Raw genomic sequence first — 15173 nt, 5'->3', positions numbered from 1 at the left:
GCGAACCCTGCAAAGGATTCGCTCTTGTATTAGTTGTTATAAGATTTCTTTTGACGACGATCGTTAGAAGAACGATTGCGGTCATTTGAAGAACGCTTTTTATCACCATAAGATGAACGGCTGTTCTTGCCTTTTCCACGGTAGCCTCCGCCACCGCCGCCGTCTCTGCGTTTAGAAGAGCTGCGGTTGTTACGATGACGTTTTGAAATCATTGGTGCTTCATCTGTCAAACGAACAGGCGTTGCATCCGGCTCTTTTGTCATCATTTTGATGGCAGCCGCAACCACTGTTACAGAATCATGATCTTCCAGCAATTCAGCAGCAGCTGTCATGTAGAAGTTCAAGTTGTTTTCACTGATGATCGTGCGTAGACGGTCAACTGTTACTTGCTGTTGTCCTTCAATTGCCTCATCAAGTGTAGGTTCTTTCATACGATCCATTTTACGTTTAGTCGTTTGCTCAATCGCACGAAGCATATCTTTTTCACGTGGTGTGATGAATGTCATCGCCATACCTGTACGTCCAGCACGTCCAGTACGTCCAATACGGTGTACATAGCTTTCTGGATCTTGCGGCACGTCGAAGTTATACACGTGTGTGACGCCTGAGATATCAAGTCCACGTGCTGCAACGTCTGTTGCGACAAGCACATCGATTGAACCTTCTTTGAATTTACGAAGCGCAACCATACGTTTTGCTTGAGTCAGGTCACCATGAATTCCTTCAGCTGTATAACCTCTTAGGTTAAGTGCTTCAGTCAATTCGTCAACACGGCGTTTCGTACGGCCGAAGACAATTGAAAGCTCAGGTGATTGAATGTCAAGAAGACGAGTCAATGTATCAAACTTCTTACGTTCGTGAATATCCAAATAGAACTGTTGGATGTTAGATACAGTCATTTCTTTCGCTTTTACTTTTACGTGTTCTGGGTTTGTCATGAAACGCTCTGCAATGCGCTTAATTGGTGCAGGCATTGTCGCAGAGAATAAAAGTGTTTGGTGTTCACTTGGTACATTTGAAAGGATCGCTTCAATGTCTTCGATGAAACCCATGTTTAGCATTTCGTCTGCTTCATCTAGCACGACTGTTTCAACATTTTGAAGACGCATTGTACGACGGTTAATGTGATCGAGTAAACGTCCTGGAGTCCCTACGATGATATGAGGATTTTTCTTGAGCGAACGGATTTGACGGCCGATATCTTGTCCACCGTAAATCGGAAGTACGCGTGCACGCTTGTCTTGGCCGATTTTATATAGCTCTTCGGATACTTGAATCGCTAATTCTCTTGTTGGCGCAATGATAATCGCTTGGATATTTGGAGACGCTGGGTCGATTTTTTCAACCAGAGGAATACCAAATGCTGCAGTTTTTCCTGTACCTGTTTGTGCTTGTCCGATGACATCTTTATTTTGAAGACCGAGAGGAATCGTTTCTGCTTGAATCGGTGTTGCTTCTTCAAATCCCATGCGGTTAATAGCCTTCATGAGACTTTCGCTTAATTGAAAATCTTGAAACGTTATAGTCAATTTATTCAAACTCCTTCTAATTGCTGTTTCAGTAATCTCGTGAATGATCATTAAAAACTGCCCTTTTCTGAAAGGACAGGTCCATTATATACAAAGCCCGAATTACCCTACCTTATATCTTACCATTACACTATTTGTTTTTCAACAAGACAGAAATGGATATATCTACTGCTCGACAATGACAGATTCACCTTCACTTTGATCTCCGTCCATCCATTTCCACTTTTCAAACAGTTGGATTTTTCCGTTATCCAAGTGCTTAGGAGTGGAGTCGCAAGACCCGCTTCTCATGCTGCCGTCCTTGCTTACATGGTGGTATCTAAAATGAAGTGTTCCATCCTCATTCACAGTTCCTACAAGTACGCCAGATACAATACTGCCGCCTTGATATGTGCCCGTTAATATATTCCCGTCCTGACGATATTGAAATATGGTTCCTGCTGATACTTCTCCGTTACTCGAATTAGACTGCGGGATAAAGGTTTTTCCATCATATTGAAACAACCGAATCAACCACCTTTTCTTTCCTATTGTACCATAGACCTGTCACTCATTCGACAAAAATGATGCAAATTTTAACAAGTGGGATTCAATTTATATTAGTTTAGCCACATTTTAGCTTTTCTATATATTAAATTGCTTTTTTTAGAAAATGTTCTACTTTCTCAAACAATTGCTGGGCACATGGCTCATGGCAAACATGATGTTTACAATCCGGCAAATAAAACATTTCTTTCTGGCGAGACGGGACTTTATGATAAATAAATTCTGCACTTGAAGCAGGCACAATCCCGTCGCTTTCACCTTGAACAATTAACACAGGCAGATGAAGCTTCTCAAGCGAATTCTTCGTTTGCTTTACCAGCTTCATAAATTCTATCGCAGCTGACAGCGGCGTGCTTGTGAGCTTATGGCGATATCGATCATATAAAGGGTTTGTATCAACGATCCCTGACAGGGACTCCTTTACCATCTGCCGTGTGTCTTGCATCATTTGTTTTGGGTTCACATATTTGGCCGCAGCACTTAAAAGGACAAGGCGGGCAACTGGGTACTTCGCCGCTAAGTAAGAAGCAATCATTCCGCCCATAGAAAAGCCGACCAAATACACGGTGTCACAAGTCCGGTAAAGGGATAGAAGTTCGAGTTCAGCTGTCGCTATCCATTCTTGATAAAGAATGCCTTTTAACTGCAGCTCATCCCCATGCCCTGGAAGCGTGACAGACTGCACATTCCAATCTGCCGCCTGTTTTAAATATTGCGCCAGCGGTTCTACTTCATAAGGGGCACCAGTAAAACCGTGAATACATAAACAGCCAATCATTCTGTCACCTTCTCACTTTTATAGTGCAGTAATGACTTCTTCCAATCTCATACCGCGTGAGGCTTTGACAAGCACAACATCGTCAGGCCCTGCCACTTCAGCTAGTTTTTTCTTCAGGTCCTCTTTGTCCATAAAGGAGAATACGTGCTCAGCCCCGAATGATTTTTTCGCTCCTTCAGCAATAAATGCACCTAGGCGGCCATACGTCATGACATGATCAATAAATTCTGGCTTGATGTAACGGCCAAGTTCATAATGATACGTTTCTTCTTCGCTGCCCATTTCGAGCATATCTCCAAGTACAAGAATACGGTTGGCAAAGCCGTCCATATCCCCCACAAGATCAATGGCCGCTTTCATTGAAGTCGGACTTGCATTATACGCATCATTGATGACGGTGATTCCCTTGTCTGTTTTAAACAGCTCAAGCCGCATCCCTGTCAACTTCGTTTGCATCAGTCCTTGGGCAATTTGTCTTTCATTCAGCCCAAAATGCTGACCTATTGCAATAGCAGCAAGTGCATTCTTCACATTATGTTTCCCTAATACAGGAATGAGAAAACCCTGGGCATACCCTTCTACTTGAAATTCTGTTCCTTCTGCAAGCTGGTTGATGTGCGTTACCTTGATATCACAGTCCTCTGCTTCTCCAAAGGTTTTTACACGCTGAGAAAGTGAACTTGATCTTTCTCGAAGCAATGGCTCATCACCTAGGTAATAAAAGACGCCGTCTTCTTTTAAGCCTTTTACGATCTCATATTTTGCATCGGCAATGGCTTCTCTTGATCCTAAATCTTGCATATGAGATTCCCCGATATTTGTGATGACTGCTGCATCCGGCTCAGCGAGGTCTGATAAAAATTCGATTTCGCCTTTTGCACTCATACCCATCTCCAAAACCGCAATATCGGTTCCTTCTGGCATTGCAAGAATGGTGAGCGGAAGACCGATATGATTATTAAAGTTACCGTCTGTTTTATGAACTTGATACGCTGTTTGCAAGACGGAATGAATCATGTCTTTTGTTGTGGTTTTCCCATTACTTCCTGTAATACCGACAACACGAGGATTTTCTTCTTTTAAGTATGATTTCGCCAGCTGTTGAAGCGCAGCTAGTGTATCCTCTACAAGAATAACAGGAACGCCTTCTGGCGGATTGGCTTCTTTTTGATTCCATAGAACAGCTGATGCTCCAAGCTCTACTGCTTTTGAAGCAAATGTGTGACCGTTAAAATGTTCTCCAATAAGCGGGATAAACAGTGCGCCGTCTGATACTTTTCGTGTATCTGTTGTCACTCCGTGAATCTGCTCTTCGCCAAAAGCTTGATTAGATAGGGTTCCACCAGCCATTTGGGCGATTTGTTTCACTGTACGTTTGATCATGATTTTTCGCCTCTCTTTCTCATTTCACGTTTGAAGGAAAAGAGACACTACCTAAGGATAGTGTCTGCTTGCTGCTCACATTAAAAAGTTGTTTTAATGGTTTGTTTTTCTTGATGGCGTTCAATTGCAAGTGACACCAGCTTTTCAATCAACTCTGGATACTCTACACCAGTGTGCTTCCAAAGTAATGGGAACATACTAAAAGGTGTGAATCCAGGCATTGTATTCACTTCATTGATCAACACTTCACCTTTTTCTGTAAGGAAGAAGTCTGCACGTACGAGACCAGATCCATCAAGGGCTTTAAATGCCTTAATTGCCATGTCATGAATCGTCTTATATTCATCCTCTGACACACTCGCAGGAATGATCAAATCTGTATCGCCATCTTCATATTTTGCTTTGTAATCATAAAAATCTGTTTTAGGTGCAATCTCACCAACGACAGAGCATTTTGGCTCATCATTGCCTAATACACCAATCTCAATTTCTCTTCCAACAACGCCTTCTTCTACGACCACACGACGATCATATTGGAAAGCGAGGTCGAATGCAGTCTGCAGCTCTTCTTTGCTGCGGCATTTGCTAATTCCAACACTTGATCCCATATTGGCAGGTTTCACAAAGCATGGATAGCCAAGTACTTGTTCCACTTGTTCTAAGCTTTCTGTTGTCGCTTTCTCAAAGTCTTTTTTATTGAAGGAAAGGTGCTTTGCTTGTGCAAGTCCTGCTTGTGCAAAAACATCTTTCATCATGACTTTATCCATACCCGCAGCAGACGCAAGAACGCCGTTGCCGACATACGGGATATTTAACAGTTCAAGTAATCCTTGCATTGTGCCATCTTCTCCATTAGGTCCGTGCAGCAACGGGAAGACAACATCAATTTTCTCATCAACCGTTGCAGGCTGTGGAAACATGCTTTCATTTAAAGAAGTTGGTAAAAACGTCTTTGCGTTCTGTTCAAATTGAAGCATTTTGACGTTTGATACTGGTTCAGTGAGTTTTTCTCCTCTTAACCATTCACCCTCTTCTGTAATATAAATTGGATGTATATCGAACTTCTCAGTGTTAAGTGCTTTTGTAACTGCAAGGGCTGTTTGCAGTGATACATTATGTTCGGCTGACTTTCCGCCGTAAATCAATCCTAAACTTATTTTCAATGGATACTCCCCCCACTAAAATTCATCTTTACTATCTTATCACTTTCAAGCAAAAATGCTCTAATTAATTTTTGTTGTTACGTAATTGAAATGATTTGTAAAGGTTGTAAGCGCCTCCCGAGCATTTGTATGTCATTCGCCTTTATTTTATATTAAAATGACATTGAAAAGGAGTTGTGACAAATTGAAAAAAATCACAAGTACTGAACAATTCAATGAAATAATTCAATCAGACAAAGAAGTCATCGTTAAATTCTTTGCAACATGGTGTCCTGACTGCACAAGAATGGACATGTTCATTCCAGACATCCTAGAAGCTTATGCTCACCATGAATGGTTTGAAATAAATAAAGATGATTTCCCTGAATTAGCGGAAACGTATCAGGTAATGGGTATTCCAAGCTTGTTAATTTTCAAAAATGGTGAAAAAACAGGGCATTTACACAGTGCAAACGCAAAATCGCCTGAAGAAGTGACAGAGTTTCTTCAAGAGCACGTTTCTTAATTGAAGGACATCAGCAAACTTTTGCTGGTGTCTTTTTTCTTTTTTAATCTCTTCATAAGACGAGCTTCGCAGCCAAAACGTTTCAAATTGATGTTTTCCCTTACGACAAGTCATGACAAAATTATTTCCTGGGAAAGAATGCAGCGTCGATACAGCTTGGAATATGTCGGTTACGTGAATTTTCTGAATTGAATCTTTACTTATGACATTTGTCTTTGTATAATGGAGTTGCTAATTGAAAATGATTATCAATTTCATCTATGTGAAATCCTATAGACGGTCATTCTAATAAAGGAGCGATGAGTCACATGTCTAAGAAGAAGATCAAAACCTATCAGCAATTGATTGAAGAGAACAAAAAGGCGATCATGCGCGATCCTCAAATGATGGAAAGTATATACGAAACCATCGACAAAAAACACCAGAAGCAGCTTACAGCTGCTGGGCGTGAATCATAACTACAAGAGGAGCAGTCATCACTGGCTGCTCTTTTGTCTGCTTCAATAAAATAAAAAAGCCGATAAAATCTGTTATTCGATTTTATCGGCTTTTGTTTTAATGTGATTTCGCTACACGGTCCTGCTTCATTCCTAAATAAATGAGCATATATGTGAGATAACCCATTGTCATCGTTAAACCACCGAAGAAAAATTGAGAAAAGACTGGTTCCTCAAATGTTGTAACGGCAGCAAGAATGATCCAGCTCGCATATAAATAAACCATGAACCATTTCATGTTTCTTTTAAGTGTATACAGAAAGAAAAGACCGGCTAACGAAAAGATCCCCAGCGCTAGTCTGAAATAAACAAGATGATCAAACTGGAAGGCAAAAGACACAAACGAAAACGACAGCAGCAACAAAATTGGTAAAGCCGTAATGAAATTTTTCACGATAGTGCCACCTCCATGACTCCTTCTTATTATAAGACAAAATCAGCCGGTTATCGTGAAATACAGACTCGTTTTCACAAAGATGTCACGAATTTTTCTTGTTATTTGACACAATTTTTACACATTTACATCACGTTTCCAAAAAAGAATCCAAGCCGATCCAACAAAGAAAACAAAATGCGCCCCCACTATAAATAGAGAAAACAAAAGGCTCATCCCATGAAAAGGCGGCGGTCCTTGAAAGCTGTACTGAGTAAAGTCCGTATTCGCAAAAAGAAGGATTTTCCCCCACTGATTTTCTAAGAGCGACATGATCGGTACAAGTGATTTCGCCGCATATAAAACAAAAAACGAGGTCACAAGTGCAACAAGACTGTTTCTAAACAAACTGGAACACATAAAAGCAAAGCTTGCCATCATGACCACTTCCACCCACTGAGATCCAATGACGGCAAACGTATGCTGAAATAATTGCCCCGTTCTTTCATCAAAATCAGTACCGAAGAAAATAAGACCAAATAGAAAAGCTAACACATAATAAAAAACAAACAAATAAATGACTGTCAGCAGAAGTGTGATGTATTTTGACAGAAAAATGTGCAGTCTTGTTTTTGGCCTGATCAATAAAAACTTGATCGTCCTTTTCTGAAACTCTGTTGAGATCAAGGTCGCGCCAATAACGACAGCAAGCACCTGTAAAATAAACACGACATTCGTGGAATAAGCAAAATAGTTTGCGACTGTGTCTTGTCCACCAAAGCTTGATATGACTCGTTTCAAGGTGAGAGCCATTGCTAGTTGAAATACAACGATCAACCCAAGAGCAATGAATGTGATTTTTTTCCTCATAATTTTCTTATGCTCATTTTTGATGAGGTTCAGCATCTGTCTTCCCGCCTTCCGTCCATTTCATAAACGCCTCTTCAATTGATTGCTTTTGAGGCGTCATTTCAAGTACATCAAACCCCGCCAGCACAAGCTGTTTGTTTAGCTCTGGCACACGTTCTTTGTCCAGTTGAAGCAGTACACGCGCTCCGTCTCGTTCATATGTATACTCCTGTGCGTCAAGCCATGAAACCGCCTTTTCTACTGGCTGAATATTCATCAGCACCTGCTCTTTCCCTTCCATATCAAGGAGATGAGTGCTAGCTTTGATCTGTCCCTTTTGAATGATGATCATGCGGTCACATAGCTCCTCTACCTCATGCAATAAATGCGTCGCAAATAATACGGAGGTTCCTTCTTCCTTTACGAGCATTTGCAAGTGCTCCCGGAATTCCTTCATGCCTGCAGGGTCTAGCCCATTTGTCGGTTCGTCTAAAATGAGCAGGTTCGGCCGATGCAAAATAGCTTGTGCAATCCCAAGCCTTTGTTTCATCCCTAGCGAATACGTCTTGACCTTCTGATGAATGGCATCCTCCAGACGAACTCTTTCCACTACTTCCTGAATGCGTTCCTCCGTCACCCCGTCGTGCATCGCTGCATACATTTCAAGGTTTTCAAAGCCTGTTAAATACGAATAAAATTCTGGGTTTTCTATGATTGCACCAACAGATGACATCGCCTGGAGAAAGTCCTCATCTTGTGAATATCCATTGATCATGATGCGGCCATTGTTTTTTTTCATCAAGCCAACGATCAATCGAATCAAGGTTGTTTTTCCAGACCCGTTGGGGCCAAGTAATCCGACAATTTCTCCCCGCCCAATTTCCATAGATATATCCTGCAAGATCATTTTCCGGCCAATTTGTTTGTCGACTTTCTCTACTTTTAAAACAGCAGACTGCAAAGTGGTTCCTCCTTCTGATGTAAAGCCTATGGCGGCAGTTACGACCGCTCATCCTGTAAAAAGTATATCACGCTAGACAAATCAATCCATGAAAAAAAGGGCTGATCCACTCAGCCCTTCTTGCTTATTACAGTGATAAGTTAGGTGTCGGCGCTTCTTTTTCATGTTTCTTTTCGGTTTCAGAAACAATCACCGCACATGCTGCGTCACCTGTAATATTCACTACGGTCCTTGCCATATCTAATAAGCGGTCTATGCCAAGGATCAGCGCTATTCCCTCAACAGGAAGATTCACGGAATTTAAAACCATGGCCAGCATGATGAGCCCTACCCCTGGCACGCCTGCTGTACCGACACTTGCTAATACAGCCGTTAACACAACCGTCAGCATTTGAACAAGCGTCAGTTCAACCCCATATACTTGAGCGATAAAAATGGTCGCAACACCTTGCATAATGGCCGTTCCATCCATATTAATAGTTGCACCAAGCGGCTGCACAAAGCTTGAAATCGACTCTGGTACCTTTAAACGCTTTTGCGCTGTTTCCATTGAAACCGGCAGCACTGCGTTACTGCTTGATGTACTAAATGCAACAACCATCGCCGGGGAAAATCCTTTAAAGAATTCCATCGGATTTCGTTTAGCTAAGATCGCAACGGTTGAACCATATGTCAGGAAGAAATGCAGGATGAGCGCAATTAACACGACCGAGAAGTAAAGTCCCATCGCTTTCATGGCATCCAGCCCCTGACTGCCGATGGCGGTTGCAATCAAACCGAATGTCCCGTATGGTGCAAATTTCATCACAACACCGACAAGATACATCATTAATTCATTTCCTTGTTCAAACAGCTTTAGCAAGCCTTCCGTTTTTTTACCGAGCATGGCGATGCCAAGACCTAAAAATACACAGAAGACGATAATTTGAAGCATATCTCCTTCAACTAACGATTGGACTGGATTGGTTGGAATAATGTTGAGTAGTGTTTCTGCCATTGATGGGGCTTCCTCTGCGGAATAATCAGCTGCTTTTGTATCAAAATTGCCGAAGGCTCCCGGCTTGATTAACACAGCTAATGAAATGCCAATGATGATGGCAAAAGTCGTAGTGAGCAGGAAGTAAGTAATGGTTTTTGCGCCGATTCTGCCTAGCTTTTTCGGATCACCAAGGCCTGCTACACCAAGCGTGATCGAAAAGAATACAATGGGCACAACCAGCATTTTAATCAGATTTAAGAAGATTTGACCTAGAGGTGTAAATAAATACGGATCTAACACTTTGAATACATTTGGAGCAAAAAGGTTAAGCAGCAATCCTGTGATGGCACCTACAAACAAGGCAATAATAATTTTCGTCGCTAGCTTCAATAAAATCTCCCCTTCCTCGTCAAAAAGCCCACGAGAGAGTCTTCTCGTGGGCCTGCGTGTCCATACGTGTACCACTGTCTACTCTCTTCACGCTGATGAGGTTAGCTGACGGGTTAGGACGAAGAGATGTCCTTTTTTCTCAGATAAGAAAAATTCACCCCAAAAACATGGGTCCCCCATTCCTTTAGAAGGATTAAGCGTGTGGTAATATGATATTTTCATACCATTTATACCTTATTTTTAGAAAATTGTAAACAGGTTCATATGAACTTTTTAATTACTTTCTTCCCTATTTGTGACCTCAAGAATATCTAAAATAAACACAAAGATTGGGATACCGATAATAAGTCCCCAAATGCCAATATAGTGTTCAGAGAAGATCAGCACAATAAACGTGAAGAAAATAGGGAGTTCTGTTTTAGCTGACATGAGCTTCGGATTTAAGAAATAAGCTTCAATGGCATGGATAATCACGATCACCAGCACAATATAGAGGACATACATTCCGCCTCCAAGTGTATACGCAATGATGCTGAGTGGAATAAGAGAGATAACCACACCCGCTACTGGGATTAAGCCTAGCAAAAAGACCATGACCGCTAAGCCAAATAACTGCGGGAAACCCATAATGCCCAGCGCAATTGTCGTTAGCACACAATTAACGGTTGCAATAATAAACTGTGCTTCGAGTACTTTTCCAAACGTTCGGGAAAATTTACGTCCAAAGAAGGCAATTTCATGATAGAACACGGAGATTTTACTCGTTTTGAACTTGTTCATAAATTGAATGAGGCGTTCCTTTTCGAACAGGAAGAACATGCTTAATATTAAGGACATAATGACCTGGATACTGAACGTGCTGAAATCAGTTAAGTATGTATAGAGGAAATTAAACCCTTTCTCAAAGAAAGCTGATATTTTGAAATCACCAAATACGTTCGTGATGACGTCAAAGAAGGGTAAATCTTGTGGATGATCTGCGATTTTCTTTCCTAAATGGAATAGCTGCTCCACCTGTTTGGCGATGATTGGTACAAAAACGAAACCGCCAAATGTCAAACCACCAGCCAGAAGAATATACAAAATAGTAATGACCGATTTCTGTCCTATTTTCAGGAAGCGATTTAAAAAGCCTCTAATGACCTCTTCTAACCGATTCATCAAAAAGGTGAAAATGAAGGTCAGAAGAATTAAATTCATCATTCCTCTTAATAGATATAATGCTGTGGCTAATACTACAAATACTAAAAACCGCTTAACACCGGGTTTTTCGAACAATTTTAAAAATGCCGCCATTACGTTACACACCTGCCAGGACTAAAGTCTATTTTTCATCGTATCTGATATACATTATATCGGATCTTTCTGTAAATTATATAATAAAAGGTCAACGAGGTCTTACGATTCGTAGTCATTTTATTGATTTTATTTTTTACACAAGAAAAAACCGAACCTATGTAGAACATAAGGTTTCGGTTTTTGGTTGTTTTTATACTAAACAGCCTGCTTCATATTCCGCATTTCCTGAAGTGCTGTTTTGCTCTTCGATTCGTCAAATTCACCTTCACTCTTCGCGACAACAATTGTTGCGATTCCATTACCAATGAGGTTTGTGATGGCTCTTCCTTCGCTCATGAACCGGTCAACCCCAAGCAGCAGTGCAAGCCCTTCAAGCGGAATAACCTGTAGTGCTGCAAGTGTAGAGGCAAGCACGATAAATCCGCTTCCTGTCACCCCAGCAGCTCCCTTTGATGTCAGCATCAGAACAAGGATAATCGTGATCTGCTGACCGATGGACAGGTCTACACCAAACACTTGTGCCAAGAAGACGACGGCCATCGATAAATAGATTGATGTTCCGTCTAGATTAAAGGAATAGCCTGTTGGAATAACAAGACCAACAACAGATTTAGAGCAGCCGTAGCGTTCCATTTTATCCATCATTCTTGGTAGCACAGATTCTGAAGAGCTTGTGCCAAGAACAATCAAAATTTCATCCTTGATAAATCGCAGATAGCTGAACAGACTAAAACCATACATTCTACAAATGATATTCAGCACAACAAAAATGAATATGAACATCGTCATATAAACGGAGAGCATCAGACTCGCGAGCGGTTTAATCGATGCCAGCCCAAAGTGTCCGATCGTATAGGCCATTGCCCCAAATGCACCAAGCGGCGCAGCACGCATGATATATCCAATGATTTTAAAGAAAACGAGTGACAGCTTATCAAGCCATTCGATGATGCCTTTCCCCTTCTCGCCAAGTGCAGCGAGCGCAACACCGAATAAAATAGAGAAGAATAAGACCTGTAAAATATCACCCTTTGCGAAAGCATCAACCATGTTAGATGGCACGATGTGTGTGACAAATTCCATCCAGTCGATGCCCTGTCCCCCATTTTGGGTATATTGTGAGACATCCCCTTTTTCAAGCTTGCTATAGTCAAGACCTGCACCTGGCTTCATGATATTCACAACAAAAAGACCGATGACCAGAGCAAGTGTCGTGACGACTTCAAAATAAATAAATGCTTTTCCCCCAACTTTTCCAACCTTTTTCATATCCCCCATCTTGGCAATACCAAGAACAATGGTTAAGAAAATAATTGGTGCAATGACCATTTTAACGGCATTGATAAAGGTATCACCAAGCGGCTTCATTTCTTTTCCGACGTTTGGCCACACCATCCCGACAATGATCCCGATGATGACAGCTGCAATCACCTGAAATGTCAGGTTTTTCAAAAGCCTTTTCATAAAAAATCAACTCCCTCACCCTTTGATGTAAACGCTTAACTATTATCTGTAGGTAAATGATAGCGATTTCATCAAAGACTGTGAAGCTTATGGACATATCGTACATTTTGGTCTTTTTGGTCTCTTAGTCAGAATGTACGATATATTTATTCACGGGCCGTCCTACCCCGCCATATTGCATATCTAATTTCAGCTCGCCTTCTTTTACGAGGAAGTCTAAATACCGGCGTGCCGTGACACGGGCAATGCCAAGTGCATTGGCAACTTCCTCCGCAGATTGCGCGCCTTCCTGCAAGCCCATATACGCTTTAATTTCGTTCATCGTATGCACATTCAACCCTTTAGGAAGCCAAGTATCTTCCTGCTTAACAGCAGGCTTTCGTATGATATCATCGAGCATCTCCTGAGAAAATTCCGCGGCGGTTCGAATTTTTGATTTAAACGCCTTATAGCTTTCAAGAGATTCTTTCATTCGTTCAAATTTGAATGGTTTAATAATATAATCCCGCGCACCATTTTGAAGCATGATGCCGATGGTCTCTTTGTCCTTCGCTGCTGAAATCACAATCACATCCACCTGCATCTTCTGTTTTCTGATGTCTTGCAGCGTTTTGACGCCATCCTTTTTTGGCATATACACATCAAGTACCACGAGATCTGGACGAATCTCTTTAATCAGCTGGATGCCCTGCTCCCCATTTCCAGCGACAGCTGCTACTTGAAAGCCAGGAACACTCATAATGAATTCTTTATTCACTTCTTGCACCATCGGGTCATCTTCAATTAACAGCACCTTAATCTGAGTCATCTGTCTCTCTCCTCTATGGTCATTGGGAATTCGATTGAGAAGGTGGTACCAATGCCGATGCTTGATGTGACTTCTACATTTCCCATCCCTTTGTCGATAATCGTTTTTACAATATACAGGCCATAGCCTGTTCCGCCCTCTTTGCCGTGTGTGAAGCCTTTATCGAAAAGATAAGGAATTAATTCCTCTTCGATTCCGGAGCCATTGTCTTCAATTAAAATCGCGAGGACATCCTCCGTTTGATCGATGCTAATGGAAATGACTTTTGTGTCTCTTTCTACAGTATCATACGAAGCAAAGGCGTTCTCAATGAGATTTCCGAGCAGCTTTGTCATATCATGCTGATCAAGCCGCTCAGGGAAATGACGGAGGCTGCTATGTTCATCTACTTCGACCTTGATGCCAAGCTCCTTGCCCCTTCTGATTTTGCTCATCAATAACCCTGCGACCGCATCATGCTGAATGACGCGATGAAGAAAGTCCGTCACATGTTCCTGCTCCTCTGTCGTTTGAAAGGCTAGATCGAGCGCCTGATCGGCTTTACCAAGCTGAATCAGCCCAGCAATCGTATGAAGCTTATTCATATGCTCATGGTTTTGCACCCGCAAACCGTCCACAAAGTTTTTAACTCCTGTGAGCTCTTCCGCCAATTTTGCCGCTTCCGTCCGGTCCTGAAAAATGGCGACCGCTCCGATGATCTTCTTTTTCATCACAATCGGAATCCGGCTGCTCATGATCCTCTTTCCGCTCATATGAATTTCTTCATTGTAGACGGGTTCTGCGCGATCGATGATCTCAGGAAGTCGTGTATCAGAGAGCACACCCCAAATATTCTGGCCCACGACATCACCTGTCACGCCAAAAATCTGCTTCGCCTTCTCATTAAAAATGGTGATCATGTGCTGATTATCTATGGCGATGACCCCTTCATTAATAGAGTGAAAGGTTGCAGTGCGTTCCTCCAGCATTCTAACAATCTCATGCGGCTCCAGCTTAAACATTTGCTGTTTAATATGGCGGGCGAGCAAAAATGAACCTACAAGCCCAAAACTGAGCGTCAGCAGGAGAATCATGAGGATATCCCGCTTCATTTCTCCTAATATATCTGCCATACTTGGCAGGGTTCTTCCTACAAGCACAACCCCTGTTTGATTAAATTGATCATCCTTCACTGGATAAAAAGCTCTGATGGCTGTTCCAAGCTCTCCCTCTGCTTCTGAGAAATAAATATGCTCTGCAAAAGCCGGCTCTTCATCTGTTCCTTCTGAGCGCTGGCCAATCCTTGTTTTTACTGGATGCGTTAATCTCACATGATCCATATCCATCACGACAATGTAGTCAGCGTCTTGAATAATCCGAATTTCTTCGATTGCATGCTGTAATCGATCACGTTCCTTTGTCTGATCAGCTAACGCCTGCTTCACCTCATTCATCTCAGCCACAGTTCTCGCCGTGTTCATGAGTCTCTTTCGAAGCTCCCGTTCCTCTGTTTGCTGAATTCCCCCGACAAGGACAATGCCTCCGATTAAAAGGGCGAAAATGACAACGAAATATGTGAGGATGGTAAGCTTCCATCTAATAGATAATTGTTGCAATTTCAATCGATTTCTCATCATTTTTTCACCTGTATCTTTACGAATTCTTCCTCT

At 41.8% G+C, this 15173-nt stretch carries 15 protein-coding genes and 1 riboswitch; of the genes, 2 read left to right on the top strand and 13 right to left on the bottom strand.

All coding sequences use genetic code 11. The annotated features are described in order from the left end of the window. Positions 1–29: 29 nt before the first annotated feature. The 5 genes from cshA to AMR95_RS01540 form a co-directional block, all read right to left on the bottom strand. Positions 30–1529 (bottom strand): degradosome RNA helicase CshA, encoded by a 1500-nt coding sequence (cshA, locus tag AMR95_RS01560; RefSeq protein ID WP_024427371.1) that lies wholly within the window; start codon positions 1527–1529, stop codon positions 30–32. A 165-nt stretch (positions 1530–1694) separates the two neighbouring features. Continuing rightward, complete coding sequence (locus AMR95_RS01555) at positions 1695–2033, bottom strand: hypothetical protein (RefSeq protein WP_058837373.1); 339 nt, start codon at positions 2031–2033, stop codon at positions 1695–1697. A gap of 127 nt (positions 2034–2160) precedes the next feature. Further along, positions 2161–2853 carry an alpha/beta hydrolase gene (locus AMR95_RS01550; protein WP_058837372.1) on the bottom strand — a complete coding sequence of 231 codons (693 nt, stop codon included), beginning with the start codon at positions 2851–2853 and terminating at the stop codon, positions 2161–2163. 18 nt (positions 2854–2871) lie between these two features. Then, positions 2872–4236, bottom strand: a complete 1365-nt coding sequence (locus tag AMR95_RS01545; RefSeq protein ID WP_039176700.1) for a UDP-N-acetylmuramoyl-tripeptide--D-alanyl-D-alanine ligase — start codon at positions 4234–4236, stop codon at positions 2872–2874. An 80-nt stretch (positions 4237–4316) separates the two neighbouring features. Then, positions 4317–5399, bottom strand: a complete 1083-nt coding sequence (locus AMR95_RS01540; RefSeq protein WP_039176698.1) for a D-alanine--D-alanine ligase — start codon at positions 5397–5399, stop codon at positions 4317–4319. A gap of 184 nt (positions 5400–5583) precedes the next feature. Between AMR95_RS01540 and AMR95_RS01535 the strand changes: the two genes are divergently transcribed. Then, entirely contained in the window at positions 5584–5904 is a 321-nt protein-coding gene (locus AMR95_RS01535; RefSeq protein ID WP_012008983.1) for a thioredoxin family protein, read from the top strand. Positions 5905–6212: 308 nt separating this feature from the next. Next, positions 6213–6362: a Fur-regulated basic protein FbpB gene (gene fbpB / locus AMR95_RS18690; protein WP_064498175.1), complete on the top strand. Its 150-nt coding sequence runs from the start codon at positions 6213–6215 to the stop codon at positions 6360–6362. 97 nt (positions 6363–6459) lie between these two features. On the opposite strand, the gene AMR95_RS01530 is transcribed toward fbpB, so the two are convergent. From AMR95_RS01530 to AMR95_RS01495, 8 genes are all read right to left on the bottom strand, one after another. Then, on the bottom strand, positions 6460–6795 hold the full coding sequence (locus AMR95_RS01530) for a hypothetical protein (RefSeq protein ID WP_008359528.1): 336 nt from the start codon (positions 6793–6795) through the stop codon (positions 6460–6462). A gap of 117 nt (positions 6796–6912) precedes the next feature. After that, entirely contained in the window at positions 6913–7680 is a 768-nt protein-coding gene (locus tag AMR95_RS01525) for an ABC transporter permease (protein WP_039176696.1), read from the bottom strand. Beyond that, positions 7658–8584, bottom strand: coding sequence for an ABC transporter ATP-binding protein (locus tag AMR95_RS01520; RefSeq protein WP_058837371.1), 927 nt, complete (start codon positions 8582–8584; stop codon positions 7658–7660). The genes AMR95_RS01525 and AMR95_RS01520 overlap by 23 nt, the downstream gene beginning before the upstream one ends. 127 nt (positions 8585–8711) lie before the next feature. Beyond that, positions 8712–9953: a dicarboxylate/amino acid:cation symporter gene (locus AMR95_RS01515; protein ID WP_058837370.1), complete on the bottom strand. Its 1242-nt coding sequence runs from the start codon at positions 9951–9953 to the stop codon at positions 8712–8714. 76 nt (positions 9954–10029) lie between these two features. Then, positions 10030–10163, bottom strand: a riboswitch (cyclic di-AMP (ydaO/yuaA leader). Positions 10164–10226: 63 nt separating this feature from the next. After that, positions 10227–11249: an AI-2E family transporter gene (locus AMR95_RS01510; protein ID WP_039176691.1), complete on the bottom strand. Its 1023-nt coding sequence runs from the start codon at positions 11247–11249 to the stop codon at positions 10227–10229. A 198-nt stretch (positions 11250–11447) separates the two neighbouring features. After that, positions 11448–12716 (bottom strand): C4-dicarboxylate transporter DctP, encoded by a 1269-nt coding sequence (gene dctP, locus AMR95_RS01505; protein WP_039176689.1) that lies wholly within the window; start codon positions 12714–12716, stop codon positions 11448–11450. A gap of 124 nt (positions 12717–12840) precedes the next feature. Beyond that, positions 12841–13524 (bottom strand): response regulator, encoded by a 684-nt coding sequence (locus AMR95_RS01500; RefSeq protein ID WP_008361849.1) that lies wholly within the window; start codon positions 13522–13524, stop codon positions 12841–12843. Beyond that, on the bottom strand, positions 13521–15140 hold the full coding sequence (locus AMR95_RS01495; RefSeq protein WP_039182991.1) for an ATP-binding protein: 1620 nt from the start codon (positions 15138–15140) through the stop codon (positions 13521–13523). The genes AMR95_RS01500 and AMR95_RS01495 overlap by 4 nt, the downstream gene beginning before the upstream one ends. Positions 15141–15173: the final 33 nt, after the last annotated feature.

It is taken from the genome of Bacillus sp. G1(2015b) (assembly GCF_001482475.1).
Taxonomy (GTDB): Bacteria; Bacillota; Bacilli; order Bacillales; family Bacillaceae; genus Bacillus; species Bacillus safensis.
This window is presented reverse-complemented; position numbering and strand designations above follow the sequence as displayed.